The following is a 26187-nucleotide window of genomic DNA, read 5'->3' as shown; positions in this document are numbered from 1 at the left end:
TTCTGATTAGAAGAACCATGGCCAAGCTCTATTTTCATTACGCCACGATGAATGCCGGCAAGACGACGATGCTGCTGCAGGCGTCCTACAACTACCGCGAGCGCGGCATGACGACGATGCTGTTTGTCGCCGGCCACTACCGCAAGGGCGACACCGGCTATATCTCCTCGCGCATCGGGCTTGAAGCCGGCGCCGAGATGTTCCGCGGCGGCGACGACCTCTATGCCCGAATCGCCGAGCATCACCAGCACACGACCGTCCACTGTATCTTTGTCGACGAGGCGCAGTTCCTCGAGGAAGAGCAGGTCTGGCAGCTTGCGCGCGTCGCCGACAGGCTGGGCATTCCCGTCATGTGTTACGGCCTGCGCACCGACTTCCAGGGCAATCTGTTCTCGGGCTCGCGGGCGCTTCTCGCCATCGCCGACGACCTGCGCGAGGTGCGCACGATCTGCCGCTGCGGCCGCAAGGCGACGATGGTTGTGCGGCTCGGCCCGGACGGCAAGGTCGCCCGCCAGGGCGAGCAGGTGGCGATCGGCAAGGACGTCTACGTCTCCTTGTGCCGGCGCCACTGGGAAGAGGAAATGGGCCGGGCCCAGCCCGACGACTTCATCGGATTTGCCACACCAAGCTAAGTAGCCCCGGCATAATTGCTTTCGCCCGCGGCTGTGTGTCTTTCAATCGCAAGATGCGCCACATATATTCGGCGCCACTGTCCCGCATTCGACACCGGAGGAACGTATGGCAACGCTGCAGAATTTCGATGCCGAGATCGCCAAGACCAAGCAGGTCGTGGAGGACATGCGGAGCAAGATCGAGCAGTCGGGCACAGTACTCGACAAGATTGCCACGACCGACGCCAAGATCGGCGCCTCCGACTTCGACATCGAGAACGCGCGCATCCAGGACGTGCTGAAGCAGCAGAAGGTGATGGAAGGCAACATCGCCGACCTGATCATCGGACTTGAGGACGCCACCAACGTCTTCGGTTCGGAATTCGAGAGCATGAAGAGCTTCACCGGCTGGGAAACCTTCGTCGGCATCTTCTCCGATTCCAGCAAGCAGCGCATGCGCACCGACCGCGTGCGCAACATGTCGCTGGCCGGCAATCTGCAGGAACTTTTGGTCAAGTCCGACACCATCGTCGGCATCCTGAAGGCGCAGAAGCAGGTCCTCGACGAGCGCTACAAGACCTCGGAGGCCAGCCTGTCCCAGGTGATCGAGCGCCGCAAGGTGACGATGTCGAACCTCGAAGCGACCCAGAAGCGCATCGAGGAGCTGAACCCGCTTCTGCTCGACATCGAAAACAAGATCGCGGCCTCGACCAGCCAGAAGGAACGCACCGAGCTTGAATCCGAGCGTTCCAAGCTCGCCACCGAATACAACGAGAAGCAGGCGAAGGAACAGGAAATCCTGGCCGAGAGCCAGACGCTCGAACGTTACACCTCGATGTTCCAGACTTTCGTCGATTCGCTGAACAACCAGATCGCAGCGCAGGCGACGCTGATCAACAAGCTGACCATCGATACCGAGCAGCGCATCGTCTTGTACAAGGCGCTGGAAGACTCGCTGAAGACGGCAGCGCAGCAGGACGTTGCCCACAAGATCAACACGCTGGGCTCGAAGGTCGACAACACCGCCGAAGAGACCATGGCCGGCATCGGCGCCGCCGCCCAGAAGCACATCGGCGACCTGCTCGAACTGCACGAGAAGAACATGGTGGCGACCGCCGACATCCAGCGCCGCAAGAAGCTGGCCGACGATGCCTTCGCCCGCCGCTTCGAGGACGTGTTGAGGAAGCACAACGCCTCGGATTACGTGCAGTCGTAACCTAGCAAGCATCCGCGATGTCGCGCCCTGTCGCGCCCCCCTCTGGCCTGCCGGCCATCTCCCCCACAAGGGGGGAGATTAGGCGGTGGTTGGCGCTTCGCCGGTATTCGGCGATGAAGTTCGGGCGACAGGAAACGCGACAGGCGATCTCCCTCCTTGTGGGGGAGATGGCCGGCAGGCCAGAGGGGGGCAACGTCGAGCCGATGCATTCGAGAATTTGCCCATGACCCCCACAGACGACCCAGCCGTCCGCTACTTCGACGCGATTGCGGCGGCGCTCAGCGGGCTTGAGATTTTCATGCGTGACGACCGCTCGCCGCTCTACCGGCACGGCATCGTGGCGAAGGTGGCGGCGGCCTATATCGCGCGACTGGAACGGTCCTTCGCCTGTTGGCGCAACCGGCTCGGCTTCATGGAGACCTTCAAGATTTCGCGCGCCGAGAGCGGCTTCCCGGTGTTCCAGAACGTGCTCGAACTGGAAAACGACCGCAAGACGGCGGCGCAGCGGTTGGCCAGCATCCCACCACCGGGCGAGCTGCGCGAGGAGATGGCCGACTTCATCCTGCGCCACAAGGAATTTCCCGAGGCGCTGCAGCGCTCGATGGCCGAGCGGCTCTATCTCGAGGACGTCAAGGACGGCTCGACCTTCTCGCCCTTCATCCTGGCGCAGACGGCCAAGGTGTCGGTCAATCCAAAGTCGATGCGGCCCTATTATCTCGTCCACTGGGGCAGCTTCGACGGCACTGCCAACCTGCCGCTGATCTATATGGCGACCGTCGAGGATTCGTCGGAGGCGATGGTCGAGCAGCTCGTCGACACCGACATCGGCAGGCTCAACGAGAGGATCGAGATCCCGTTGCCGGTCGACGGCTTGCTCAACCCCGATCTCGCCCACCGCTTCGACGACTTCACCGAGAAGAACTCGGCCTATTCGCTGTCGCCGCTGACGGTCGCCACCAATCTCGACAAGGATTTTCCCGACCTGCACCCCAAGCAGCTCAGGCGCATGGTGCTGGGCCCGTTCTATTCGGCCGGCATCACCGAGCACAATTCGACGGTCAGCGAAGTGCTGTCGAAAGTGCGCAAGGCCGAAAACGCCTGGCTTTTGACCTGGACCATCCAGGAAGTCTACTCCAAGGCCGAGAAGCCCGGCCGCAAGGGCCTGTGGTCGAGCGAGCCGTCGAGCGAGGAGTTCTTCATCAACACCGACGACCTCGAGGCCGCGCGCCAGGGCGTGTCGAGCTACGAGAAACACGCACTGATCCCGCACGAGGCCTACCAGGCGCTCTACGCCGCCGGCGAAGCCGAGAAGATCTTCGGCGGCTACAAGGTGCACATCCTGTCGAAGGGACAGGTGATCTCGGATGTCTGAGAGCGAGGCGGTCGACCCCCACTCCGTCTCGGCTTCGCCTCGACACCTCTCCCCCGTTCGACGGGGGAGAGGAAAGACCGCCATCGGGCCTCGCGCTGTTCCTCTCCCTCCGGAGGGGCGAGAGGTGCCGAGCGCAGCGAGGCGGAGTGGGGGAAACCCTGGCAGGACTAAAACACTGATAGCAGGAGAAATCTGATGGACACTGGCCTGACCACGATTTCCGAAGCCGACATCGAAAAGCACCGCGCCACGGCGCAGAGCTTCATCACCCGCATCGTCGTGCTGGAGGATTCCTCCGGCCAATCTGGTACGGCGCTTGCCGGCACCAACAGGCGCTTCGTCTCGACGGTTTCGACCGGCTCGATCCGCAAGACGCGCGAGGTCGAGTTGCAGAAGACCGTCACGGCGATCCGCCCCGACGACCAACTGATGTCGATCCCACAGCACACGCTGCTGTTTCGCGCCCGCCGCGGCATTGCGGTGGCGCTTGCCGTTTCGGACGTGTTCTCGCGCTCGACCGATCTGGAGGCGCTGCAGGCCAAGAACGCGCGCAGCCCGCTCGAGGGCGACGAGGCCAGCCATTTCAAGAAGCTGCTGTCGGCGTCGGCCTATGTCGCCGGCTTCACGCTCGCCTCCTACCTCGCCCAGCTGATCGACAGCGACGGCGAAGCGCCCAATGACGTCAGCGAACCCGAATTCCTGTTCGACACGCCCCAGGACGCGGTGAAGTCGATCGTCTCCGGCCTCGACCGAGCGCTGTCGGGTGCCAAGGACGATGCCGACCTTCTGACGCGCGGTCGCGCCTTTGCCCGCACAGCTATCGAGGGCCTGTTGCAGCGCAAGGGCCGCTTCGACGGCATCGGCGCCTTCGAGAACGCCCATATCCGCATCGACGCCGACGACTTCACCCTCGACGGCTTCGACGTCGCGCCGGGCAAGAAGTCGAAGCCGCTGGTCATGACCTTCAAGACGCCGCAGGAGGTCGTCGGCAACCACATCGCAAAGTTCCAGTCGGTCAGGCTGGCGAAGATGCTGATGGCCTATGATTTCGACCGCGAGCTGAACCCGTTTGTCGAGCTCGGCGGCTTCCTGTTCACCTTCATCGGCGACGGCGCACCGGGCACCGGCAAGACCACGCTGATCCAGATGATCGCAGGCCTGGTCAACAATTACTGCCAGATCGCCGGCTATCCCTTCGCCTACGAGAATTTCGGCGTCGACCAGATTTCTTCCTATCAGGGCAAGTCGGGCCAAAACTGCCGCCAGTTCATCAACAATGTGCTGAACCCGCGCGCCATCGGCTTTGGCACCATCGACGACATCGACCAGGTGGCAGCCAGGCGCTCCGACGACCGTGCGTCGGCCGGCCAGCAGGAAATCACCGGCGTACTGATGGATGCATTCGCCGGCGCCGGCACGGTCGTGCGCGGCAACTGCTCCTTCGGCATGTTCTCCAACTATCCCGAGAATGTCGACGATGCGCTGCGCCAGCGCGCCGGCGCCCGCTGGCTGGTCGACGGCCCGCAGACCCGCGACGACTACATCGACATCTTTGTCCTGCTTGCCGGCAAGAACCATAAGATCCCCCTCGGCGAGCATGAGCTTTATGCCGCGCAGGAGATCCAGCGCGCCGTGACCGAAGCCTATGAGGAGCACGCCAAGCCGCAGGAAGACGGCCTGGAAAAGGTCTACGACCGCTTCATGAAGGACAATGGCGCGCCCAAGACGCTGGCCGACGTCGGCACCTATTTGCACATGATCAAAGAAGCCGAGCCACGCTTCACCGGTCGCGCCATCAAGAACGTCACCGACGCGATCAAGATGCGCGCCATGGACATCGAGCTGCCTGACGAGTGGTTCGAAAAGCCCGAGGCTTTCATGCACAAGGGCTACGACGAGAAGAAGGCGATGATCGAGGAGCTGCGCGGACCGTTCTCGATGGACATGGTGATGCAGGAGATCAACCGCTACGCCGACAGCGAATTCCGCTACTCCGACAAATCAGACGATGCCGCCGTGTCCAAGCTGTTGCGCGACGCAAGGCTGCGCGAGCGCGCGGCGAAGGAGATGGAGGAACTGAAGGCGAAGGGACTGTGGAATGCCTGACGTCCTTCTTACTGTTCACGGGGAGAAGGAAATGGATCACTGACATGGACCTCCTCCGCGACAACGAACTGATCTATGGACGGCTTTTGCCAGTCGATGAGCCGCACCTGATCGACCGCTACAACAAGGCGCTGAAGGCGTTCGGGCTGGAACCGACGAAGCTCAAGAGTTTCGAGATCGACCGCACCGGCTTCTCGCCAGAGATTGCCGAGGAGCTCGGCGACTACCAGTATCTTGACCCCAACGAGGTCAACCGCCGCTTCATCATCCTGACGCCGTCGCAGATCGACTTGCCGGTCGTGCACACGGCATTCTCCAACACCTCGCAGCTGCTTTTCGAGTTCATGTCGAAGAACCAGCGCGCCATCGACGCGCTGACGATCAAGGACGTGATCTACGGCGAGATCGAGGATTCGGTGTCCAAGGTCGAGGACATCGAAGACCTGTTGTCGATCAACCAGGTCGAGTTCCGCGTGCTGTCGGCCGAGGATGTGCTCGGCAAGGCGGCCGAGCTCGGCAAGCTTGTCGACAAACTCAAGCAGGAGCCCGAGGCCTGGCGCGACGATGCCATGCTCCAGCGCATGGTCGACCTTGCCAAGGTCTGTGGCGATATCCGTGAGAACGCGCTGGTGCCCGACCAGGTGATCTTCCGCCACAACGCCTTCTGGACCAGCCATTTCGGCGGGCTCTACGTCTTCGTCGACCCTGATGTGACAACGGTCATATCAGATCCGTCGGCACCTGGTTTCCGCCGCTCGCGGCCATGGCAGGTGAGCTATCTCTCGATCAAGGACGCCGACAAGGTGTTCAAGTTCCTGGCGTCGACCGGCCGGCTCGACCTGCCCCGCGCCTCGTGGATCGAAAGCTCGGGTTATCTCGAGCACCGCGCTGAAATGGCTGTGCGCGCCCTGATCCGCGAGGCCGAGCCGAAGCGCGACATCGGCAAGGTCGACAAGGTCTGGCTGCAGACCTGGATCCACAGCCATGCCGACGCGATCAACCGTGACGGCACCTTCCCCTTCCTCAATGCCGCCAAGCGTGAGATCGCCCAGCTCGGCCAGTTGCGGCTGGAAGAGGTGTTTCCGCTGCACCGCTTCCTGGTGGTGCGCGCCAAGACCGACCATCCCGACGCCTGGCTGACCAACCGTCTGATCTCCGAATTTGTGCCGTCGGATTTCGTCTCGCGTTATGTCTTCAACAAGCAAGGCTTCTACAAGGATTATGAAGAGCTCAACGAGACCTGGCGATCCAATGTTGTCGACACATTGAAAACCACATATCTGAAAGACAAGGCGGCGTTCCGCGCACAGCTCTACGGCCTGACCGACTGAGAGGATTCCAAATGCTTGATCCGATCGTGAGTTTCTTCACCCGGATGTTTCAGCTGATCGGTCGGGGCCTTGGCTTCGTCATCGGCATATTGCTGCTGCCGTTCATCTGGGCCTGGCGCTGGTTCGTCCAACGCGGATGGGTGCTGAAGACGCTGGTTGGCGGCGCTATCGTCGGGCTTGTGGCGCTGTATGGCTACTTTGTCTGGAACACCCAGGTGTGGACCAACTTCAACCCCGACTATGTGGCGACGCATAATTTCGAGAACCGCAATGTCTCGGCCGGCGAGCAGGTTGTCGCAGGCGGCGGCACCGACACCGCCAAGACCTGCGGCCGTTCGGCGATCGCCGACATCTCCGCTGAACTGATCGACCTCAACGTCAACCAGAATGCCTGGATCTCGTCGATGATCCTCTACAAGACCGGCCTGTTCGGCCTGTCCTGGGATCACACGCCTTTCCTCGACAACAAGGCCTCGTTCCAGCGCGGCATCAACCAGGCGATCCGCCGCACGACCACCGAACTCGCCGACAATCTCGGCCGCGTGCGTGGCACCAGCCAGGTCGATTCCGATCTGCAGGATGCCCGTGGCAACATGCAGTTCGACGAATACACCTGGTATTTCGGCCTGACCCCGTTCGGCCCCAAGACGCCGACGCCAAGCTACTACCGCTCGGCGATCAAGAGCCTGAACAATTTCAACGGCCGCCTCGAGAAGTGCCAGGCGGTGTTCGACGCCCGCGCCGACAATCTGATCCAGTTCATCGACCGCATTTCGAACGATATCGGCGCGACGTCGGCGATCCTCAAGGACCGCGCCGAGAACTACAACAATGGCTGGTTCGACCCGCGCGCCGACGACCGCTTCTGGTTCGCCTATGGCCAGCTCTACGGCTATTACGGCCTGCTCAAGGCGACCCATGCCGATTTTGAGGACGTGCTGAAGACACGCAACCTCGACAATCTGTGGGATACGATGGAGCAGCAGACTCGTGCCGCCCTCAACATCCAGCCCTTCATCATCTCCAATGGTGCTGAAAACGGCTGGTTCATGCCCTCGCACCTGATCACCATGGGCTTCTACATCCTGCGCGTCCGTTCGAACCTGGTCGAGATCAGCAACGTGCTGAGCAGGTAAGGGAATGGCGAATAGGGAGTGGTGGTGAGAGGCGCGCTCCGCGCGTCGCGGCTCCTCTCCATTCGCTATTCGCTGCTCCCTATTCACTCACCTGCCCTGTCGCAATCCGTGCATTGGGCGGCTGTTTTGAGACGGCAGGCGATGGCGATGTCGCGCTTCTATGGCGGCGACATCGATGGCCACGGCGCCATCTGAACAATCACTGTGGAGGAGCCGTCATGGCCGAATTCAAGACCGACATCGAGATCGCGCGTGCGGCGAAGAAGAAGCAGATCCAGGAGGTCGGCGCCAAGATCGGCATTCCGACCGAGCATCTGCTGCCTTATGGCCACGACAAGGCGAAGATCTCGGCCGAGTTCATTGCCAATGCGCGCAAGAACAAGGACGGCAAGCTGATCCTGGTCACCGCGATCAACCCGACGCCGGCCGGCGAAGGCAAGACCACCACCACGGTCGGCCTCGGCGACGGTTTGAACCGCATCGGCAAGAAGGCCATCGTCTGCATCCGCGAAGCCTCGCTCGGGCCGAACTTCGGCGTCAAGGGTGGTGCTGCCGGCGGCGGTTATGCCCAGGTCGTGCCGATGGAGGACATGAACCTCCACTTCACCGGCGACTTCCACGCCATCACCACCGCCCACAACCTTTTGTCGGCGCTGATCGACAACCACATCTACTGGGGCAACGAGCTCGGCATCGACACCCGCCGCGTCGTCTGGCGCCGGGTGATGGACATGAACGACCGCGCGCTGCGCCAGATCAACTGCTCGCTCGGCGGCGTCGCCAACGGCTTTCCGCGTGAAGCCGGCTTCGACATCACCGTCGCTTCCGAAGTCATGGCGATCCTGTGCCTGGCAACCGATCTGAAAGATCTCGAGAAGCGCCTCGGCGACATCATCGTCGCCTATCGCCGCGACAAGACCGCCGTCTATGCCCGCGACCTCAAGGCCGACGGCGCCATGGCGGTGCTGCTGAAGGACGCGGTGCAGCCGAACCTGGTGCAGACACTGGAGAACAACCCGGCCTTCGTCCATGGCGGCCCGTTCGCCAACATCGCCCATGGCTGCAACTCGGTGGTTGCCACCACCACCGCCCTCAAGCTCGCCGACTATGTCGTCACCGAAGCCGGCTTCGGCGCTGACCTCGGTGCCGAGAAGTTCTTCGACATCAAGTGCCGCAAGGCGGGTCTCAAGCCGGCAGCCGCCGTCATCGTCGCCACCGTGCGCGCGATGAAGATGAATGGCGGCGTCAAGAAGGAAGAGCTCGGCAAGGAGAATGTCGAGGCGGTGAAGAAGGGCTGCGCCAACCTTGGCCGCCACATCGAGAACGTCAAGCAGTTCGGCGTGCCTGTGGTGGTGGCGATGAACCACTTCGTCTCCGACACCGACGCCGAAATCGCAGCGATGAAGGACTATGTCGCCTCGATGGGTGCGGAAGCGATCCTGTGCAAGCACTGGGCCAAGGGGTCGGCCGGCATTGAGGAGCTCGCCCACAAGGTGGTGCAGCTGGCCGAAAGCGGCGCCTCGCAGTTCTCGCCGCTCTATCCCGACGACATGAAGCTGTTCGACAAGATCGACACCATCGTCAAGCGCATCTACCGCGGCTCCGAAGCCATCGCCGACAAGTCGGTGCGTGAGCAGCTCCATGCCTGGGAACAGGCCGGCTACGGCCACCTGCCGGTGTGCATGGCCAAGACGCAGTATTCGTTCTCGACCGACCCGAACCTCAGGGGCGCCCCTGTCGACCACGTCGTGCCGGTGCGTGAAGTGCGCCTCGCCGCCGGCGCCGGCTTCATCGTCGCCATCTGCGGTGAGATCATGACCATGCCCGGCCTGCCCAAGGCACCGTCATCCGAGAAGATCTTCCTCAACGAACAGGGCCAGATCGAAGGACTGTTCTGAGTTCGGGGCGTCATACCCAGACGGAGGGGCGAGGCCGCAAGGCCCCGCCCCTTTTCTTTTTTCGGGCGCATCGCTTTGCTCGAAACGCCCATCGCCGTCATTGGCGCAAATCCCAACAGGCGCATGCTCTACGACTTCAGGCGGCCTGGCGTCGTGCCCAGGCCTTCATCGCCGTGGGCAGCCAGCGGGCGAATCCCGGCGCCAGCGTCTCGTAGCGCCGGGCAAAGTCAGGGTGGTCGTAGATGTCGGCGAGGCCTGCATAGGCATCCATCGTACAAGGCTGCGGCCACATGCGGCTGACCCAGCGATGGTGGCGCTCGACCAGCATGTCGAGTTCGCGCGCCTCGGGCACGATGCCCTTTTCCATGGCTGACGCCAGTGACTGTTCGATGTCGCGCAGCTCGGCCGTCGCGACCTTGCTCTGCTCATCGCTGAGCTTCGGCGCATGGCTAACTGCCTTGCGCATCGGCTCGCCGTAACGCCCGACCAGCCAGTCCTCATATTCCGTCTGCTTTTCGGAAAAGCCCTTGTACGGTTCGGCATGTTTCATCGCGCAATCTCCTTCGAGTTTGGCGATCGTACGGTCGATCGTCCTGACAAGCTGGCGGTAGCGGCTTGCCTCGGCCTCCAGCCGCCGGCGCTGCTGCCTGAGCGACGCGAGCCGGTCGAAACCGGGCGCATCGAGGATGGCAACGATCTAGCCGAGCGGAATGCCGAGTTCGCGGTGGATGAGCAACGGCTGCAGCCGCAGCAGGTGTTCTTCGCCATAGCTGCGATATCCGTTCGCGTCGACATGGGCGGGCTCGAGCAAACCGATGTCGTGATAGTGGCGCAGCGTCCAGACCGTCACGCCGGCAAGCCGCGCCAGTTCACCCACAGCATATGCCGTCATCCGACCATGTCTCCGCAAGACCGGATGAGTAGTCCCTCACGTCGCGTCAGGGTCAAGCGAGAGAAAGAAGCGGCAACCGCATACGGAACCTGGCTGCACCATTCCCGATCTTTTCGTTGCGGCACGCAGTGCAGGAAACTTGTTAGTTCCCAGGAGCTTCATCGCACTGTCATGTGGTCACTCTAGGCCTGCCCGCCATGAGTCCACGCATGTCGCGTGGGACCAGCAAGGAAGACTAGATGACTACGCATAAAGGCAGCCTTTCGCGACGTTCGATGCTGAAAGGCGGCGCAGCGCTGGCTGCTACTGCAGCCATATCTCCCTACATCGTTTTCCGCGCGCAAGCAGCGCCTGCGGCTGGTGAACTTGCCATGATCGCTGCGACGCCGAATTCGAACGGCGCCTTTGAAAAGCTCTACCTGCTCAAGGGCGACCCGCTGGCCGGGCCGATCAAGGCGATCGTGACCGAAACGGGCACGGCCGTGCCCATGTCAGGGCTGGAAATGGGCGAACGCCGCCTGCTGCGGCTGATGCATTTCAACGACTTGCACAACCACATCACCGAAATGCACGCGAAGAAGGGCGACACCCACGTCTTCTCGCAGATGGTCAAGCAGGTGAAGGACGCACGTGCCAACGCCGTCGCCGACGAGGTGGTGCTGTTTGTTTCCGGTGGCGACGATCACACCGGATCGATCTTCGACGAACTGCTTGGATGGTCGCCGGACGAGTTCATCGCCGACGCCGGATACCGCGTCTATTCCGCCGGCGGCGTGGATGTCGCGGTGCTCGGCAATCATGAATTCGACCGTGGCGCTACCGTGTTAAAGAAGGGCATTGAGACCGATGCCAGCTTCCCGCTGCTGTCGGCAAACGTGCATGGTTCCTCGGTCCTGAAGCGTGACGAAGACTACTTCGCCGCCGTGATCGGCGAGGCGAAGGGACTGCGAATCGGTTTCGTCGGCCTGACCACTTCCGTCGACACGCGCGTCGGCCAGCCCGCCGACCCGAAGCTTGCGGTCGCCAGCCCCCTCGAAGCTGTGCGCAACGTGCTGCCGGCGGTGGCGTCGGTCGCCGACATCGTGGTTGTGCTGTCGCACTGCGGTTATGGCGGCGACCAGCACAAGAGCGGCAAGGCGGGCACCGCCCGCACCGTCGGCGAAGGCGACTTCGCCATCGCCCAGGCCATCGCCCCTCTGACGGACAAGCCGATCGTCATCATCGGCGCCCATACCCACACCAAGCTCAACGCCGAGGGTATCGACACCGACAATGTCGTCGAAGGCGTGCTGATCACGCAGGCGCAGGCCCATGGCGCCTATCTCGGTGAGATCGCCATATCGATCCGCAGCGACAACGGCCGCAAGGGCTGGTTCACTTCGGTCGGCCTGCGTCCCACCAAGGCGCGCGACCAGCGCGTCAAGGCTGGCGAGGCCGGCTACGAGACCTTCGAACAGGAAGCGGACTACGACGTCGATTTCGAACAGACGCATGTGGCACCGCTGATCAAGGCGCTCGACACGAGGCTGAACGAAGTCATCGGCCAGGTTCCGGACGACACGCTCGTTTCGAACGAACGCACCTTCGCCGATCGTTATGTTGGCGAGACCGCGCTTGCCAATTTCATGAACGACGCGCTGGTCAGGCGTTCGGAGGATTTCCCCGGCGGCCGCATCGACGTGGCGTTGTTCAACGCTTCGGGCATCACCTCGGGTCTGCCACAGGGACCGCTCAGCTTCCGCCAGTGGTATGATGTCATGCCTTATGCCGACGGCGTGCACGTGGCCATGATGACCGGCGCCCAGATCCGCGACATGCTCCAGAGCAACGCCAAGCGTGTGCTGCGGCCGGAAGAAGTGAGCAAGGTCGACACTTCAGCCTTCGTTTCGCGCGGCTTCCTGCATTTCTCTTCCGCCCTGCGCTACACGATCAAGCTGAACGCATCTGCCATCGAGGCCACGGCGACGGCCATCACGATCGCGGGCAAGCCGATCGAGGACGTCCTCGATCGGCAGTTCAAGGTTGCGTTCAACACCTACGTCGCGCTGGGCGGTTTTGGCGAAACCTGGAACGGCAAGCCGATCGGCGGCGAAGTGCCCGGCCAGATCCCAAGCATGGACCTCAGGGGCTTGCCGTTCGATCACACCGGCATGGTCTACCGCAACGAGGTCGTGGCACTCATTCGCGAGGCAAGGACCGTTGGCCCGGACATGGGTCTGACACTGGATCAGCGGGTGCGGATCGAAGCCTAACCAAAGCCGGAACCGACTTCGCGGTAACATGCACGTGTGCAGATGTACCGCATTCCGAAAGGCTCGAACACTACATATCAGCCGCCGCGATTGGTCGCGGCGGCTGATCGTCTCGGGAGTTATGTTCAGAAGATCGTGTCGACCGGAAGCCCAAGCGCCATAGCCCCGGCATAGTGCGCCTGCGGGCCAGATTGGAGCGGGTGGAAGCGCGCGGCCTGCATGTCGCGGAAGCGGCGTTCAAGGCCCTTGTCGCGGTAGAAGGACGAGCCGCCGGCAAGTTCCATTGCCAGTTCAACGACTTCGAGCCCATGGCTGGCGACCAGCGTACGGCCGATCATCACCTCATTGACGCTTTCCGCCGACGGGCGGTTGCGCCCGACCTCCTCGATCATCGAACGATGCGCCATCTGGGCGGCGCGCAGGGCGGTGTCCATGCGGCCGGCAAGGTTGAGTACGGTCTCGCTGGCCGGCTTCTTCCTGGCGATCTCGACAGCAATGTCGCGGGCGCTCTCGGCTACGCCAAGATAGACGGCGTAGATCAGCGGGAAGGCAACGGTTGCGATGATCTGGAACACCGGATGCCAGTGGCCCGCCGCGCGCGAGAAGCTGACCGACGCGTCGGGCACGAACAGCCCGTCGATGACGACGTCGTTCGAGCCGGTGCCGCGCATGCCCAGCGTGCGCCAGTTGTCCATCACGCGAACCTCGGGCGCCCGCATCGGCACGCCGAAATGGATCACCTTTTCGCTGTCGTCGTCGGCACAGGTGATCGCCCCGGTCATCAATATGTCGCCGGCGGCAGCACCTGAGGTGAAGACCTTGCGCGCCGTGATGCGGTAGCCGCCCTCGACCTTCTCGGCCTTGCCTGAACCACCGATCCAGTCCGACCCGCCTGACGACAGCAGGATCAGGTTTTCGGCAGCGACGCGCTTGAGCAGCGGTTCGACAGCAGCGACCTTCTGGTGGCGCCAGCGCCAGGCGGGGATGGCCACCTGATGCGTGTGCATGGCAAAGGCGAGCGCTGTCGAGCCGCAGGCCCGCGCCATGATACGCAGCATTTCCGCAAGCTCGGCGATGTCGGCACCGCCACCGCCCAGTTCGAGCGGCACGCCGGCGCTGGCGAGGCCGGCCTTCTTAAACAGCGCATAATTGTCGGCGACGAAGATGTCGCCCTCGTCAAACTGCCGTGCCCGCTCGGACAGGGCTGGAACCAGGTCGTTAGCCGCAGCGACCACATCGATCGGCATTGCACCAGTCACGCCGGCACGTGCCAGCGCAGCGTTATCAAGACTTCTCATCAAGTCGTCTCCTGTTGACCGGCAGGTCAGAGCCAAGGATCGCGCCAAGGGCCGCCCCGGTCCAGTTCAGGAAGTGAACCGCCGGCCGAGCCGGTCGTCCCTATGGGCTAGGTGCGAGCATGCTGCTTTTGCGCTATAAGGCCGGGTCTCCTGCGAATGGTGCGAGATGAGCGATCGCGGCGGTTACGGCCAGTTTTGCCCGGTTTCGATGGCGTCGGAAGTGCTGTGCACCCGCTGGACAACGCTGGTCGTGCGCGAAATGCTGATGGGATCGAGCCGTTTCAACGATCTGCGCCGCGGCGTGCCACGCATGTCGCCGGCTCTGCTGTCCAAGCGGCTGAAGGAACTTGAGCGCGCTGGCGTGATCCAGACCGAGCGTGGCGGCGCGGGCAGCGTCGAATACCGGCTGACCGAGGCCGGAGAGGATTTGCGGCCGATCATTCTCGGCCTTGGCGACTGGGGCCATCGCTGGGTGGAATCCCAGCTAACCCTCAGGAATCTCGACCCTTCGCTCCTGATGTGGGACATGCGCCGCAACCTCAACCCGCAGCCCCTGCCGCCAAAACGTTGCACGATTCACTTTCTGTACCCCGAAGTGGCGAAAGCGCAGCAAAATTGGTGGCTGGTGGTCGCCGACGGGACAGTCGACCTTTGCAATTCCGACCCCGGCTTCGACATCGACCTCGAGGTCAGGGGATCGCTGCGCAGCATGACATCGGTTTGGATGGGCCTGTCCAAACTCAACCAGGAACTCGATTCCGGTCGGTTGGAGCTCGATGGCGACGACAAGATCGCCCACGCCATGCAGGCCTGGCTCGGCCTGAGCAGCTTTGCGCCGCTGGCGCGCCGGGCACCTTAGGTCTCGCCCGCTTCCGCCCAGGCGAGATACTCGTGCATCAACGGCTCAAGGTCCTCCATTGCGGGGAATTCGTTGAAACTCCTGACAGCGCCCGTCGCGGCGAAGGGCATCTTCGTCCTGGTGTAGGTTTCCATGAAAGGCCGGAACCACGTGGCATCCTCCTGCATGGTCGGACGCACATTGACGAACCAGTCGACACCGACGACGCGGGTGAACATCCACGTCTTGCAGTGATCGCAGAACTGGTGGTGCAACTGCTCCCCATGCGCTCCCCCGACAACGGTTTCGCCCTTGGTGACGGCAAAGCCGTCTGCCGGCACCATCGCAGTCAGCGAATAGGCCGAGGACGACATCCTCTGGCAGCCGGGACAATGGCAGGCGGCGGTGCAGATCGGCGCTTTTGACACCTCGATCTCGACGCGGCCGCAGCGGCACGCCCCCTTGAGCGGCAGTGGAATGGACGACATGTCAGCCCCCTTGCATGATGCTTTGCGCATCCTGCAACCGCAGCGTTCCGAAGCATAGGGCCAGCTTCTGGCTTCCGATGCGACGTGCCATCGCAGGGGCCGTCGGCCCTCCCCTGAGAGGAGGGCCGGGTCGGTGCGATCACTTCAGGCCGCGACCAGGGCGCGTGCCTTGAGCAGTTCGACGCAGGCGTTGGCGGCTTCCTTGCCCTTGACCTTGAAGTGGTCGAAGAAGAAGCGGTGATGCTCGGCGCTGTCGTGGTAATTGTGCGGGGTGAGCACCGCCGACAGCACCGGAACGCCTGTCTGAAGCTGCACATTCATCATGCCGTCGAGCACGGCATGCGCCACGAAGTCGTGGCGGTAGATGCCGCCATTGACGACAAAGGCGGTGCCGAGGATCGCCTGGTAGCGGCCGGTCTCGGCCAACGTCTTGGCAAACAGCGGGATCTCGTAGGCTCCGGGCACGTCATAGACATCGACTGCGAAGCGGCCGTCCGACAGCGTCTCGATCTCGGAGCTGAAGGCTTTCACGCATTCGTCGACGATGTCGGCATGCCAGCGCGCACGGATCACGGCGACGCGCGTTGTATCGAAGTCTTTCGGGGATTGCTGATTCATGGGTCCATCCTTCCGTTTCGAACCAGAATCAGGACGCACGAGACGGAATCCCGGCGGCTTGCGCCTCCGCTTTCCCGTTCGTTCTCTTCCATCCGGACTATGACCGTCGGCTCCGGAGTTGCACCGGATCTGCTGACCCTCCCGTTACCGGGAAGCGCTCGCGGGCTTGGGTTCGAAAACCCTTACCGCCGGTGGGGACTTTCACCCCGCCCTGAGAACATTAACGCCTCACGATATGGCGGCGCGCAGGGGCGCTGTCAATGACAGGAATAATAGTTTCTCTATCCAGAAATCAGCCGTGCCGGATTTCCGACGACGGTCGCGCCGGCCGCAACACTTTTCGTCACCACCGAGCCGGCGCCGACGATAGCGTCGTCGCCAATCTCGATGCCGCCCAGCAAGATGGCGCTGCCGCCGATCCAGACATTGCGGCCGATGGTGACCGGCCGGCCAATCTCCAGGCCGGCGCGACGCTGGACCGGGTCCTTGTGGTGCTCGGGGCAATAGATCTGTACGCCGGGGCCGAACATCGTGCCCGCGCCGATGCTGACGGTTGCCGTGTCGAGGATGGTGCAGCCGGCATTGAGGAACACGCCCTCGCCCAGATGGATGTTAAAACCGTAGGCGCAGTGGAACGGCGCTTCGATGCGAGCGCCCTCACCCGCCGAGCCGAGCAACGTTCGTAGCCGGGGCGCGATATCGCCGCGCTCCACGGGCGGTAGCGAGCGGTGCTCGAAGACGGCGTCGGCCGCCACTGCGCGGAGTGCGTCGAGTTCGGCGTCGACGCAGTTGTACCAGGCGCCGGCCGCCATCTTTTCGCGTTCGCTCTGAGCCATTTCAAATGTCCTTCCTGCTTGCCCAGCCAAACCACAGAACCGGCCATGCTGCAAAGGTCGAAGCCTCGCGGCTCTGGCGAAACCAGATGGCTGTGCTAGCCTCCTGACAAAGTGCACTTCCGGACCAGACACATCCACGGGGGACGAAGGATGATCTACCTGCTCGCGCTTCTCATCGGCATTGTTGCCGGCCTCAGAGCCATGACCGCGCCGGCGGCAGTCGCCTGGGGCGCCTGGCTCGGCTGGCTGCCGCTGGCCGGCACCTGGGCCGGCTTCATGGGCCACTGGATAGCGGTCGCCATATTCACCGTGCTGGCCCTTGTCGAATTGGTCACCGATCAGTTGCCGTCGACACCTAGCCGCAAGGTGCCGGTGCAATTTGGCACCCGCATCGTCATGGGCGCGCTGACCGGCGCCGTCATCGGCACCGCTGGCGGCATCGTTGTTGGCGGGCTGGCTGCCGGCATCATCGGCGCGATCCTCGGCACGCTCGGCGGCGCGGAAATCAGAGGCCGTCTCGCGGCTTCCTTCGGCAACGACTTGCCGGCGGCATTGATCGAGGATGCCGTGGCGATACTCGGCGCCCTGCTGGTCGTGAGTATGGTCGTATGAGCGTGGAGCAGAAATTCGACGCCATCATCATCGGCTGCGGCCAGGCCGGGCCGCCGCTGGCCGGACGGCTGACGGCAGCGGGTCAGACTGTGGCGCTGATCGAACGCAAGCTTGTCGGCGGCACCTGTGTCAACACCGGCTGCAAGCCAACCAAGACGATGGTCGCCAGCGCCTATGCCGCCCATCTGGCGCGCACCGGCGCCGACTATGGCGTGTCGACCGGCGAAGTCTCGATTGATATGCAGGTCGTGAAGGCGCGCAAGGACAAGGTAACCCTCGATTCCCGCGCCGGCCTTGAAAGCTGGATCGCCGGCATGAAGGGCTGCACGCTGTTTCGCGGCCATGCCCATTTCGAAGGGCCGCATGAGGTGCGTGTCGGCAACGAACTGCTCCATGGCGAGCGCATCTTCATCAATGTCGGCGGCCGCGCCAACATTCCGGACATGCCCGGCGTCAACGACATCAGCTACCTCACCAACACCTCGATGATGGAGGTGGATTTCCTGCCCCGCCATCTCGTCGTCGTCGGCGGCAGCTATATCGGGCTGGAATTCGCCCAGATGTTCCGCCGCTTCGGCGCGCAAGTGACCGTGGTGGAAAAGGGCCCGCGTTTGATCTCGCGCGAGGACGAGGATGTCTCGGAGGCAGTGAGGGGCATGCTCGAACATGAAGGCATCGCCCTAAGGCTGAACGCCGAATGCATCAGCTTTGCCCGGCATCCCGACGGTGTGACCGTCGGCGTCGACTGCACCTCAGGCGACCGTGCCGTAACGGGCAGCCACGTGCTGCTCGCCATCGGCCGCAAGCCCAACACCGACGATCTCGGCCTCGACAGAGCGGGCGTGGCCACCGACAAGCGCGGCTACATCGAGGTCGACGACCAGCTCAGGACCAACGTCCCGCACATCTGGGCGATGGGCGACTGCAACGGCAAGGGCGCCTTCACCCACACCGCCTACAACGATTTCGAGATCGTCGCCGCCAACCTGCTCGACAATGACCCGCGCAAGGTTTCGGACCGCATCGAGGCCTATGCGCTCTATGTCGACCCGCCGCTCGGCCGCGCCGGCATGACGGAGACGGCAGCGCGCAAGAGCGGCCGCAAGGTGCTGGCAGGCCAACGGCCGATGACGCGCGTCGGCCGCGCCGTCGAAAAGGGCGAGACGCAAGGATTCATGAAAATCCTTGTCGACGCCGACACCAGGCAGATCCTCGGCGCCTCGGTGCTGGGCATCGGCGGCGACGAGGCCATCCATGCGGTGCTCGACCTGATGTATGCCAGGGCGCCGATCGAGACCTTGCAGCGCGCGGTCCACATCCACCCGACGGTATCGGAGCTTCTGCCGACGATTGCCATCGAGCTGAAGCCGCTGGCATAGGATCGGCCCATCCCGTGAAGCCGGGACGGGCCTTGGTTGTTCGCCTATTCGAAGGCCGCACGGGCCTTGGCTTCCAGCCATTCGGCCATCTGACGGTAGGGCACCGGACCGTAGCTGATGCGGGCGACGCCGAGCTCGGCCAGCTTCGCCTTTGGCGGCACATGAGCGAGCGCGATGATGTTGACCGGCAGCGAGACCGCCTTGCAGAGCTTGCCGATCAGCGCCTCATTGCCGAGGCCCGGCGCGAAGAAGCCATGCGCGCCCGCCTTAGCGTAGGCTTCCGCGCGTTCGATCGCGGCATCGACAAGCGCGTCGCTGTGTTCGTCAGGCTTGGCTTTCAGGAAGATGTCGGTGCGGGCGTTGATGAAGGCGGGAATGCCGGATGCCTTGACCGCTTCGGCCGCACCGGTGATGCGCGTCACCTGGACGGCGATGTCGTGCAGGCCGTTGCCGCCGACGATCTGGTCCTCGAAATTAAAGCCGATCACCCCTTCCGACAACGCCCGCGAAACCGTCGCGGCGACCGTCTCAGGCTCGACGCCATAGCCGCCCTCGAGATCCATCGTGATCGGCAAATCCGTGGCGGCGACGATGCGACGGATGTTGTAGAGCGCCAGGTCGAGCGGGATCTTTTCGCCATCGGCGAAACCGAAGGCAGCGGCAACCGGCCAGCTGCCCGTCGCGATCGCCTTGGCACCGGCCTTGGCGACGATGGCAGCACTGCCGGGATCCCAGATGTTGTAGAGCACCACCGGGTCGCCCTTCACATGCAGGGCATGGAAGGCCTTGGCCTTGTCGATCTGGCTGGTCATGGAATTCTGCCTCTTGGGATGACTGACGGTCTGGAACCTAGCAGCGTGACGCCGCTTGGCCATAGCGCAGAATGCGGTAAGTGAGTTGCCAGAGACAGGGGTAATCACCGTTGCGTGGATCGGACCGTCGCGGCGTTGCCATGCCATGACCGGCGAACAACGGTTACGGCCCAGATAGATGAACCCTTCCCCCTACCCTCAGCTATCCGGATCCGCTGCCAGCAGCCGCTGTTCAAGACGCACAAGCACACCGAGCGCGACCTCAAGTTCCGCGGCGTCCTCGTCGGCCAGAAGCTCGGTGCGCAACCTCTCAAGAATGCGCTCGATCTCCTCGACACGGCCACGGCCGGCATCGGTCAGCGACAGGATCTTGGCGCGCCGATCGCCGGGATCGCCGCTGCGGGTGATCAGTCCGTCGGCGGCGAGCAGGTCAACGATGCGCACCAGCGATGGGCCCTCAAAGCCGAGATGGTCGGCGATCACGCCCTGGCGGATGTTGTCGCCCAGCCGCGACAGCGTCAGCAACGGCATGGCGGTGGCATGCGAGAGACCGCAATCGTCGAGCGCGCGGTCCGCCGCGTGGCGCCAAAGCCGGGCGACGGAGAGCAGGCTCCTGCCGAAACCGGCGCGGTCGGATGCGTCATTGGACATTCGAGAAAGATAACATATTATCTATTAGGATGCGATGAGATTCTCGGCCGGAACACGGTCGCGACGTCTGTGCGGAGGTAGAGGCGAGGAGTTCTCCGCAGAGCGCCGGCATGACGATCGCGTCCGAAACCGCCCGCCCGGGCGGCTGGCTTTCGGTTCAATCTTCGCGAGACATCGACATGGCAGAACAACAGACACCCAGAGGCAGCGGCGGCTGGCTTCTGGTTCTATTCGGCCTGCTCTTGGTCGTCATCGGGGCACCGCTCGTCTATGGCGGCGTCCAGCTGATCGGCCTGGGCGGATCCTGGTATTACGCGCTCGCCGGTCTCGGCGTCATTGCCTCCGGTATCCTCTACATCATGCGCCGCAAGGCCGGCCTCTGGCTCTACGGCCTGGTATTCGCGGCGACGCTCGCCTGGGCCCTCTGGGAATCCGGCCTCGAGTTCTGGCCGCTGGTGCCGCGCCTCGTAGCACCCGCCGTGATCGCCATCCCGGCGCTGTTGCTCGCGCCGCTCTTCCCGACGAGCACAGGCAAACGGGCTCCGTTTGCGCTTGCCGCCCTGCTTGTGGCGGCACTTCTCGCCACCGCCTTCTACGGCTTCACGCCGCATGGCGTCATCAGCAATACGCTCGCCTCGGCCGAACCCAAGCCGAGCGTTCCGCCGGCAGCCGCCAGCGCCACCGACTGGCGCCACTATGGCCGCACCCCGGCAGGTACACGCTATGCCCCGATCGACCAGATCAACCGCGACAATGTCGACAAGCTCGAGGTTGCCTGGACGTTCCAATCGGGCGATATCCCCTCAGGGACCGCGCAGGACCAGAACACGCCGCTCTTCGTCAACGACACGCTCTACACCTGCTCGCCCAACAACATCGTCCATGCGCTGAACCCGGATACGGGCGAAGTGAGGTGGAAATTCGACCCGAAAGCCAAGTCGCCGCTGTGGCAGCGTTGCCGTGGCGTCAGCTATTACGAGCCGGCTGCTGCGCCGGCCGAGGCAAGCGCAGCCCCCGCCGATCCGCTGGCGCCGGCGAGCGTCGTAGCGTCGACGCCCGACATGCCCGCTGCGGCGGCATCCTGCGCCGCCCGCATCGTCATGACCACAATCGACGCCCGCCTGATCCAGCTCGACGCCAAGACCGGCGAGCTGTGCCAGGATTTCGGCAATGGCGGTATTGTCGACCTCAAAAGCGACATGGGCGAGATCAAGGACGGTTTCTACTTCCAGACCTCCGCCCCCACCGTGGCGCGTGACCTGATCATGGTCGGCGGCTGGGTGTGGGACAATGTCGAGACAGGCGAACCCTCCGGCGCCGTACGCGCCTTCGACGCCCTCACCGGCGAACTGGTCTGGGCCTGGGATCTCGGCAACCCCGCCATCACCAAGCTGCCGCCGGAAGGCGAAAGCTACACGCGCGGCACGCCCAATGTCTGGTCGACACCGGCCTATGACGAGGCCCTCGGCCTTGTCTACCTGCCGACCGGCAACGCCACGCCCGACTTCTTTGGCGCACATCGCTCGAAGGCCGCCGAGGACTATACCGCCTCGGTCGTCGCCCTCGACATCGTAACCGGCCGCGAACGCTGGAAGTTCCAGACCGTGCACCACGACATCTGGGACTACGACGTTCCGGCCCAGCCGGCGCTCTACGACGTGCCGGATGGCAAGGGCGGCACGGTTCCAGCGCTGATCCAGATCACCAAGCGCGGGCAGATCTTCATGCTCGACCGCCGCGACGGCAAGCCGATCGCCGAGGTCGAGGAGCGCGCCGTTCCGCAGACCGGCGGCGTGCCGGAGGACTTCCTGTCGCCGACGCAGCCCTATTCGGTCGGCATGCCGGCGATCGGCGCGGAGCCCTTCGCCGAGGCCAAGATGTGGGGTGCGACGCCTTACGACCAGCTCTACTGCCGCATCGAGTTCAAGAAGATGCGCTACGAGGGCGAATTCACGCCTCCCGGCCTGACGCGTTCGATCATCTTTCCAGGCTACTATGGCGGCATGAACTGGGGCAGTGCGGCGATCGACGAGGCCCGGGGGTTGCTGATCGTCAACGACATCCGCATGCCGCAGTTCGCCCAGCTAATGCCGCGCGAGGAGACCGACAATTATGGCGGGTCGGCAGCCCATGACGGTCTGTCGCAGCAGAAGGGAACGCCCTATGGCGCGCTGAAGAACGGCTTCATGTCGCCGCTCGGCGTTCCCTGTCACCAGCCGCCTTATGGCACCTTCACCGGCATCGACCTCAAGACCCGCCAGATCGCCTGGCAGGTTCCGGCGGGCACGCTGCAGGATACCGGTCCGCTTGGCATGAAAACCGGCCTGCAGATCCCGATCGGCATGCCGACGCTGGGCGGTCCGATCGCGACGTCAGGCGGCCTCGTCTTCTACGCCGGCACGCAGGACTATTATCTGCGTGCACTCGATGTGGAGACGGGCAATGAGTTGTGGAAGGGCCGGCTGCCTGTCGGCGCCCAGTCTACGCCAATGACCTTCGTCTCGCATGAGAGCGGAACGCAATATGTGGTCATCTCGGCCGGCGGGGCGCGCCAGTCGCCTGACCGCGGCGACTACATCGTCGCCTACAGGCTGCCCAAGCAGAACTGAGTCTGAGCGCATCGACATCGGAAGGGGCGCCTCGGGCGCCTTTTCATTTCTGGCCGGCAAGGGCGGTACCCGTGCGACGAACAGGCAGCCGCCAGCCGAGCCTCACGCCGAGCGTTGCGATGGCGATCAGGACCATGCCCATGCTTTGCGCGATGCCGATGGGGTGGTTGTAGACCGCCCAGTCGATGATGATGGCGACCACCGGATAGATGAAGGTGAGCACGCCGATAACCGGCGTCGTCAGCCTGGGATAGGACGAGAACATCATCACATAGGCGATGCCGGTGTGCAGCACGCCAATGCCGATAAGCCAACCCCATGAGTTGAGCGAAATGTGGCCGGAAAAATTGGCAGCCGGCGCAAGCATGATGACGCCGACCGCCGTCTGGCAGAGCACCGTGATCTCCGGCCGCTGTTCGCCCAGGCCCTTGGCCAGGATCGTCACCACCGCATAGAGGAAGGCACCGCCGAGCGCCATGGCGATGCCGATCATCCAGGTGGTCGTGACCGGATTGTCGGAGACGACGAGGCCGCTGGCCAGCACGACGCCCAAAAAGGCAGCGCCCATCCAGGCGACCTGGTCAATGGTAATCCGCTCCTTGAGGAACAGAACGCCGATCAGCACCACGAAGAACGGCTGGATATGATATACGATGGTCATCACCGCAATCGAGGTCTTGGCGAAGCCGGCAAAGAACGCAGTCCAGCTCAGCACCATGCAGACGCCGCAAAGCGTCGCGCGGCCGAGGCGGCTCCAGGATAGCGAATTGTCAGGCAGGTAGCCGCGCACAAGGCACCAGGCGCCGAGAAAGAGCGAGCCAAACAGGCAGCGCCAGAACACCGTCGTGATTGGGTCGATGCCCGCCTCAGTGACGAAGGCGCCGACGGTGCCGGCGATAGCCATGGCGACAGCGAGGTTCAGGGCGGGAAAGCGGGAGGCGTTGGTCATGAGCGTCGTCCGGTCGCGATGGCCAAGCAAGCCCCGATTGACGAATTCATTCAAACGAATAGATTTGGCGAACCCTATTCGAATTGCTGATACCATCATGGCGATATCACTCGACCTCGACCTGCTGAGGACCTTCGTCGCCGTAGCCGACAGCGGCAGCTTTTCCCATGCCGCGGCACGCATCGGGCGCAGCCAGTCGGCCATCAGCATGCAGATGCAGCGGCTGGAACAGACCATCGGCAAGCAACTTCTGGTACGCGGCCCGCGCGCCGTGCTGCCCAACGCCATCGGCGAGGAGCTACTGGTCTACTCCAGGCGGCTGCTGAAACTCTCCGACGAAGCCTGGGCAAGCGTCACCCGTCCGGAGGAGGCCGGCAGCGTGCGGCTCGGCGTGCCGGACGACTATGCCGCATTCCTGCTGCCGACGGTGCTGTCGCGCTTCGCCGCGGCCCACCCGCTGGTCACTGTGGAGCTTGTCTGCGAACAGTCGACTACGCTGGTGAAGACTTTCGCCGACGGCAAGCTCGACCTTGCCATCATCACCCGCGGACCGGAGCAGGCGATCGAGGTGCTGCAGCGCGAGAGGCTTGTCTGGGTAGCCTCCCCCAACCATGTCGCCTGGGAGATCGATCCGCTGCCTGTCGCGCTGTTCGAGCCCGGTTGCGTCGCGCGAAAGAGCGTGTTGCAGGTGCTGGGCGCCGCCGACCGATCGTTCCGCTGCACCTATTCCAGCGCCAGCCTGCTCGGGCTGATCGCCGTGGTTCAGGCGGGTCTCGCCGTAGCCGTGCTCGCCCAGCGCAGCGTGCCCCCCGGCCTGCGCGTCATCGGCGAAGCCGAGGGCCTGCCGCCGCTGCCCGAGATGGAAATCGGCATATTGCGCAACCCGCAGCCCGCCAATTCGGCGGTCGACCGGCTCTACGAATTTCTCCGACGCGACCTCACCCAGCAGTCCTGATCCTCGCAGCTAGCGTCTTGCGTATGTCTGCCATGCGCCAGATGCATTGCTGCAATGCGGCAACGTCGCTTGTGCCGCGCGGGACATGAGGAAATTGTGCGTCTAAATCGTTTCAGCTCCCCTGAGTCCGCCCATGCCCTTGCCGATCCTCGCTCTGGCCGTTGCATCCTTTTGCATCGGCACCACCGAATTCGTGATCATGGGCCTGTTGCCGGAGGTCGCCGCCGACCTCGGCGTGTCGATCCCGGCCGCCGGTCTTCTGGTCACCGGCTACGCGCTCGGCGTCGTCGTCGGCGCCCCGATCATCGCGGTGGGCACAGCGAAACTGCCGCGCAAACCGGTGCTGATCGGGCTCGCCATGATGTTCGTCTTCGGCAACCTGCTTTGCGCCATCGCCCCCACTTACTGGACGCTGATGATCGCTCGCGTCATCACCGCCTTTGGTCACGGCGCCTTCTTCGGCATCGGCTCGGTGGTGGCGGCAAACCTGGTCCCAACCAACAAGCGCGCCAGTGCCATCGCCCTGATGTTTGCCGGCCTGACATTGGCGAACATCCTCGGCGTTCCCGGCGGCACGGCACTCGGCGAGGCCTATGGCTGGCGCGCCACCTTCTTTGCCGTCGTCGTCATCGGCCTGCTCTCGGTGGCGGCCATAGCCTGGCTGGTCCCTGCGGGCGTCGCCCCTCCCGGCAAGGGCGGGGTATCAGGCGAGGTCAAGGTTCTGGGCAAGCTCCAGGTCTGGCTCGCCATGATCATCTCGGCGCTCGCCTCGGGCAGCCTGTTTGCCGTCTTCACCTACATCAAGCCGATCCTGACCGACGTCAGCGGCCTCTCGGTTGAATCGGTCACTTGGGTGCTGTTGCTGTTCGGCGGCGGCATGACCATCGGCAACATCATCGGCGGCAAGCTGGCCGACTGGAAGCTGATGCCCACAGCCATCGGCGCGCTGGTGGTGATGGCGGCGATTCACGTCGCCTTCGCCGGACTCAGCTCTTCGGCGCCCGCGGCGATCCTGCTCGTCTTCATGTGGGGCGTCATCACCTTCGTCATCGTGCCGCCGATGCAGATGCGCGTCGTCGAAACCGCTTCGGAGGCACCGAACCTCGCGGCCACCCTCAACCAGGGCGCCTTCAACGCCGGCAACGCCGCCGGCGCCTGGGTCGGTGGTGCTGCAATTTCGATGGGCGTGAGCTATGCCGGCCTGCCCTTCGTCGGTGCGGCCATCGCGCTGTCTGCCTTCGGCGTCGCGCTCATTTCCTTCGCGCTCGACCGCCGTGACGCAATTCAGCAGGCGGCATGACGCTTTAGCGATTGTCAGCAACCCGTCG

General features: G+C 63.6%; 23 protein-coding genes and 1 riboswitch. Of the genes, 14 read left to right on the top strand and 9 right to left on the bottom strand.

The window, feature by feature from the left end:
- The first annotated feature begins 17 nt into the window (after positions 1-17).
- The 7 genes from SLT36_RS10660 to SLT36_RS10630 all read left to right on the top strand — a co-directional run bounded on the left by SLT36_RS10660 (position 18) and on the right by SLT36_RS10630 (position 9670).
- Positions 18-632 carry a thymidine kinase gene (locus SLT36_RS10660; protein WP_067959286.1) on the top strand — a complete coding sequence of 205 codons (615 nt, stop codon included), beginning with the start codon at positions 18-20 and terminating at the stop codon, positions 630-632.
- A gap of 106 nt (positions 633-738) precedes the next feature.
- Positions 739-1827: a hypothetical protein gene (locus SLT36_RS10655; protein ID WP_432287344.1), complete on the top strand. Its 1089-nt coding sequence runs from the start codon at positions 739-741 to the stop codon at positions 1825-1827.
- A 223-nt stretch (positions 1828-2050) separates the two neighbouring features.
- Entirely contained in the window at positions 2051-3199 is a 1149-nt protein-coding gene (locus SLT36_RS10650) for a hypothetical protein (RefSeq protein WP_432287342.1), read from the top strand.
- Positions 3200-3394: 195 nt separating this feature from the next.
- Entirely contained in the window at positions 3395-5305 is a 1911-nt protein-coding gene (locus SLT36_RS10645; protein WP_432287340.1) for an AAA family ATPase, read from the top strand.
- A 44-nt stretch (positions 5306-5349) separates the two neighbouring features.
- Complete coding sequence (locus tag SLT36_RS10640) at positions 5350-6636, top strand: DUF6638 family protein (RefSeq protein ID WP_432287338.1); 1287 nt, start codon at positions 5350-5352, stop codon at positions 6634-6636.
- Between the two features lie 11 nt (positions 6637-6647).
- Positions 6648-7772 carry a DUF2333 family protein gene (locus SLT36_RS10635; RefSeq protein WP_432287336.1) on the top strand — a complete coding sequence of 375 codons (1125 nt, stop codon included), beginning with the start codon at positions 6648-6650 and terminating at the stop codon, positions 7770-7772.
- A gap of 218 nt (positions 7773-7990) precedes the next feature.
- Complete coding sequence (locus SLT36_RS10630) at positions 7991-9670, top strand: formate--tetrahydrofolate ligase (RefSeq protein WP_432287334.1); 1680 nt, start codon at positions 7991-7993, stop codon at positions 9668-9670.
- A gap of 136 nt (positions 9671-9806) precedes the next feature.
- Here SLT36_RS10630 and SLT36_RS10625 read toward each other — a convergent pair whose 3' ends face one another.
- Positions 9807-10220 (bottom strand): TipAS antibiotic-recognition domain-containing protein, encoded by a 414-nt coding sequence (locus SLT36_RS10625; protein WP_432287332.1) that lies wholly within the window; start codon positions 10218-10220, stop codon positions 9807-9809.
- A 147-nt stretch (positions 10221-10367) separates the two neighbouring features.
- Positions 10368-10562 carry a MerR family transcriptional regulator gene (locus SLT36_RS10620; RefSeq protein WP_432287331.1) on the bottom strand — a complete coding sequence of 65 codons (195 nt, stop codon included), beginning with the start codon at positions 10560-10562 and terminating at the stop codon, positions 10368-10370.
- A 239-nt stretch (positions 10563-10801) separates the two neighbouring features.
- Between SLT36_RS10620 and SLT36_RS10615 the strand changes: the two genes are divergently transcribed.
- The gene (locus tag SLT36_RS10615; protein WP_432287330.1) at positions 10802-12814 is read left to right on the top strand and encodes a bifunctional metallophosphatase/5'-nucleotidase; all 2013 of its coding nucleotides are present in this window, start codon (positions 10802-10804) and stop codon (positions 12812-12814) included.
- A gap of 125 nt (positions 12815-12939) precedes the next feature.
- Here SLT36_RS10615 and SLT36_RS10610 read toward each other — a convergent pair whose 3' ends face one another.
- On the bottom strand, positions 12940-14061 hold the full coding sequence (locus tag SLT36_RS10610; RefSeq protein WP_432288299.1) for an acyl-CoA dehydrogenase family protein: 1122 nt from the start codon (positions 14059-14061) through the stop codon (positions 12940-12942).
- A gap of 217 nt (positions 14062-14278) precedes the next feature.
- Here SLT36_RS10610 and SLT36_RS10605 point away from each other — a divergent pair, with 217 nt between their 5' ends.
- A complete protein-coding gene (locus SLT36_RS10605) occupies positions 14279-14971 on the top strand; it encodes a winged helix-turn-helix transcriptional regulator (protein WP_067959258.1) in 693 nt (230 codons plus the stop codon).
- On the opposite strand, the gene SLT36_RS10600 is transcribed toward SLT36_RS10605, so the two are convergent.
- The 3 genes from SLT36_RS10600 to SLT36_RS10590 form a co-directional block, all read right to left on the bottom strand.
- A complete protein-coding gene (locus tag SLT36_RS10600; RefSeq protein ID WP_432287328.1) occupies positions 14968-15438 on the bottom strand; it encodes a GFA family protein in 471 nt (156 codons plus the stop codon). The two genes, SLT36_RS10605 and SLT36_RS10600, sit on opposite strands and share 4 nt — an antisense overlap.
- 144 nt (positions 15439-15582) lie before the next feature.
- Entirely contained in the window at positions 15583-16056 is a 474-nt protein-coding gene (locus SLT36_RS10595) for a 6,7-dimethyl-8-ribityllumazine synthase (protein ID WP_067959252.1), read from the bottom strand.
- A gap of 76 nt (positions 16057-16132) precedes the next feature.
- Positions 16133-16279: riboswitch (FMN riboswitch) on the bottom strand.
- A gap of 58 nt (positions 16280-16337) precedes the next feature.
- Positions 16338-16892, bottom strand: coding sequence for a sugar O-acetyltransferase (locus SLT36_RS10590; protein ID WP_432287327.1), 555 nt, complete (start codon positions 16890-16892; stop codon positions 16338-16340).
- A 150-nt stretch (positions 16893-17042) separates the two neighbouring features.
- Between SLT36_RS10590 and SLT36_RS10585 the strand changes: the two genes are divergently transcribed.
- Both SLT36_RS10585 and SLT36_RS10580 read left to right on the top strand, forming a co-directional pair.
- The gene (locus SLT36_RS10585) at positions 17043-17504 is read left to right on the top strand and encodes a DUF4126 domain-containing protein (protein WP_432287325.1); all 462 of its coding nucleotides are present in this window, start codon (positions 17043-17045) and stop codon (positions 17502-17504) included.
- Positions 17501-18883, top strand: a complete 1383-nt coding sequence (locus SLT36_RS10580) for an FAD-containing oxidoreductase (protein WP_432287323.1) — start codon at positions 17501-17503, stop codon at positions 18881-18883. Before SLT36_RS10585 ends, SLT36_RS10580 begins: the two co-directional genes overlap by 4 nt.
- 44 nt (positions 18884-18927) lie before the next feature.
- Here the strand turns inward: SLT36_RS10580 and SLT36_RS10575 are convergent, their stop codons facing one another.
- Positions 18928-19695 (bottom strand): isocitrate lyase/PEP mutase family protein, encoded by a 768-nt coding sequence (locus SLT36_RS10575; RefSeq protein ID WP_432287321.1) that lies wholly within the window; start codon positions 19693-19695, stop codon positions 18928-18930.
- 198 nt (positions 19696-19893) lie between these two features.
- Positions 19894-20346 (bottom strand): MarR family winged helix-turn-helix transcriptional regulator, encoded by a 453-nt coding sequence (locus tag SLT36_RS10570; RefSeq protein ID WP_432287319.1) that lies wholly within the window; start codon positions 20344-20346, stop codon positions 19894-19896.
- A 179-nt stretch (positions 20347-20525) separates the two neighbouring features.
- On the opposite strand from SLT36_RS10570, the gene SLT36_RS10565 reads away from it, so the two are divergent.
- Entirely contained in the window at positions 20526-22955 is a 2430-nt protein-coding gene (locus SLT36_RS10565) for a membrane-bound PQQ-dependent dehydrogenase, glucose/quinate/shikimate family (RefSeq protein WP_432287318.1), read from the top strand.
- A 43-nt stretch (positions 22956-22998) separates the two neighbouring features.
- Here SLT36_RS10565 and SLT36_RS10560 read toward each other — a convergent pair whose 3' ends face one another.
- Complete coding sequence (locus SLT36_RS10560; protein WP_432287316.1) at positions 22999-23904, bottom strand: DMT family transporter; 906 nt, start codon at positions 23902-23904, stop codon at positions 22999-23001.
- Between the two features lie 97 nt (positions 23905-24001).
- Here SLT36_RS10560 and SLT36_RS10555 point away from each other — a divergent pair, with 97 nt between their 5' ends.
- Positions 24002-24859, top strand: a complete 858-nt coding sequence (locus tag SLT36_RS10555; RefSeq protein WP_432287315.1) for a LysR substrate-binding domain-containing protein — start codon at positions 24002-24004, stop codon at positions 24857-24859.
- 133 nt (positions 24860-24992) lie between these two features.
- On the top strand, positions 24993-26159 hold the full coding sequence (locus SLT36_RS10550) for an MFS transporter (protein ID WP_432287313.1): 1167 nt from the start codon (positions 24993-24995) through the stop codon (positions 26157-26159).
- The last annotated feature ends 28 nt before the right edge of the window (positions 26160-26187 follow it).

Source organism: Aminobacter sp. BA135 (genome assembly GCF_050859125.1).
In the GTDB taxonomy this organism is placed as follows: domain Bacteria; phylum Pseudomonadota; class Alphaproteobacteria; order Rhizobiales; family Rhizobiaceae; genus Aminobacter; species Aminobacter ciceronei.
This window is presented reverse-complemented; position numbering and strand designations above follow the sequence as displayed.

What these genes read in the sequence shown, in the direction of transcription:
- SLT36_RS10605 (WP_067959258.1), top strand. Translation starts at nt 14,279, where the DNA reads ATGAGCGATCGCGGCGGTTACGGCCAGTTTTGCCCGGTTTCGATGGCG.
- SLT36_RS10650 (WP_432287342.1), top strand. Translation starts at nt 2,051, where the DNA reads ATGACCCCCACAGACGACCCAGCCGTCCGCTACTTCGACGCGATTGCG.
- SLT36_RS10570 (WP_432287319.1), bottom strand. Translation starts at nt 20,346, where the DNA reads ATGTCCAATGACGCATCCGACCGCGCCGGTTTCGGCAGGAGCCTGCTC.
- SLT36_RS10660 (WP_067959286.1), top strand. Translation starts at nt 18, where the DNA reads ATGGCCAAGCTCTATTTTCATTACGCCACGATGAATGCCGGCAAGACG.
- SLT36_RS10630 (WP_432287334.1), top strand. Translation starts at nt 7,991, where the DNA reads ATGGCCGAATTCAAGACCGACATCGAGATCGCGCGTGCGGCGAAGAAG.
- SLT36_RS10620 (WP_432287331.1), bottom strand. Translation starts at nt 10,562, where the DNA reads ATGACGGCATATGCTGTGGGTGAACTGGCGCGGCTTGCCGGCGTGACG.
- SLT36_RS10600 (WP_432287328.1), bottom strand. Translation starts at nt 15,438, where the DNA reads ATGTCGTCCATTCCACTGCCGCTCAAGGGGGCGTGCCGCTGCGGCCGC.
- SLT36_RS10640 (WP_432287338.1), top strand. Translation starts at nt 5,350, where the DNA reads ATGGACCTCCTCCGCGACAACGAACTGATCTATGGACGGCTTTTGCCA.
- SLT36_RS10655 (WP_432287344.1), top strand. Translation starts at nt 739, where the DNA reads ATGGCAACGCTGCAGAATTTCGATGCCGAGATCGCCAAGACCAAGCAG.
- SLT36_RS10625 (WP_432287332.1), bottom strand. Translation starts at nt 10,220, where the DNA reads ATGAAACATGCCGAACCGTACAAGGGCTTTTCCGAAAAGCAGACGGAA.
- SLT36_RS10645 (WP_432287340.1), top strand. Translation starts at nt 3,395, where the DNA reads ATGGACACTGGCCTGACCACGATTTCCGAAGCCGACATCGAAAAGCAC.
- SLT36_RS10580 (WP_432287323.1), top strand. Translation starts at nt 17,501, where the DNA reads ATGAGCGTGGAGCAGAAATTCGACGCCATCATCATCGGCTGCGGCCAG.
- SLT36_RS10610 (WP_432288299.1), bottom strand. Translation starts at nt 14,061, where the DNA reads ATGCCGATCGATGTGGTCGCTGCGGCTAACGACCTGGTTCCAGCCCTG.
- SLT36_RS10575 (WP_432287321.1), bottom strand. Translation starts at nt 19,695, where the DNA reads ATGACCAGCCAGATCGACAAGGCCAAGGCCTTCCATGCCCTGCATGTG.
- SLT36_RS10565 (WP_432287318.1), top strand. Translation starts at nt 20,526, where the DNA reads ATGGCAGAACAACAGACACCCAGAGGCAGCGGCGGCTGGCTTCTGGTT.
- SLT36_RS10550 (WP_432287313.1), top strand. Translation starts at nt 24,993, where the DNA reads ATGCCCTTGCCGATCCTCGCTCTGGCCGTTGCATCCTTTTGCATCGGC.
- SLT36_RS10635 (WP_432287336.1), top strand. Translation starts at nt 6,648, where the DNA reads ATGCTTGATCCGATCGTGAGTTTCTTCACCCGGATGTTTCAGCTGATC.
- SLT36_RS10590 (WP_432287327.1), bottom strand. Translation starts at nt 16,892, where the DNA reads ATGGCTCAGAGCGAACGCGAAAAGATGGCGGCCGGCGCCTGGTACAAC.
- SLT36_RS10555 (WP_432287315.1), top strand. Translation starts at nt 24,002, where the DNA reads ATGGCGATATCACTCGACCTCGACCTGCTGAGGACCTTCGTCGCCGTA.
- SLT36_RS10595 (WP_067959252.1), bottom strand. Translation starts at nt 16,056, where the DNA reads ATGAATCAGCAATCCCCGAAAGACTTCGATACAACGCGCGTCGCCGTG.
- SLT36_RS10560 (WP_432287316.1), bottom strand. Translation starts at nt 23,904, where the DNA reads ATGACCAACGCCTCCCGCTTTCCCGCCCTGAACCTCGCTGTCGCCATG.
- SLT36_RS10615 (WP_432287330.1), top strand. Translation starts at nt 10,802, where the DNA reads ATGACTACGCATAAAGGCAGCCTTTCGCGACGTTCGATGCTGAAAGGC.
- SLT36_RS10585 (WP_432287325.1), top strand. Translation starts at nt 17,043, where the DNA reads ATGATCTACCTGCTCGCGCTTCTCATCGGCATTGTTGCCGGCCTCAGA.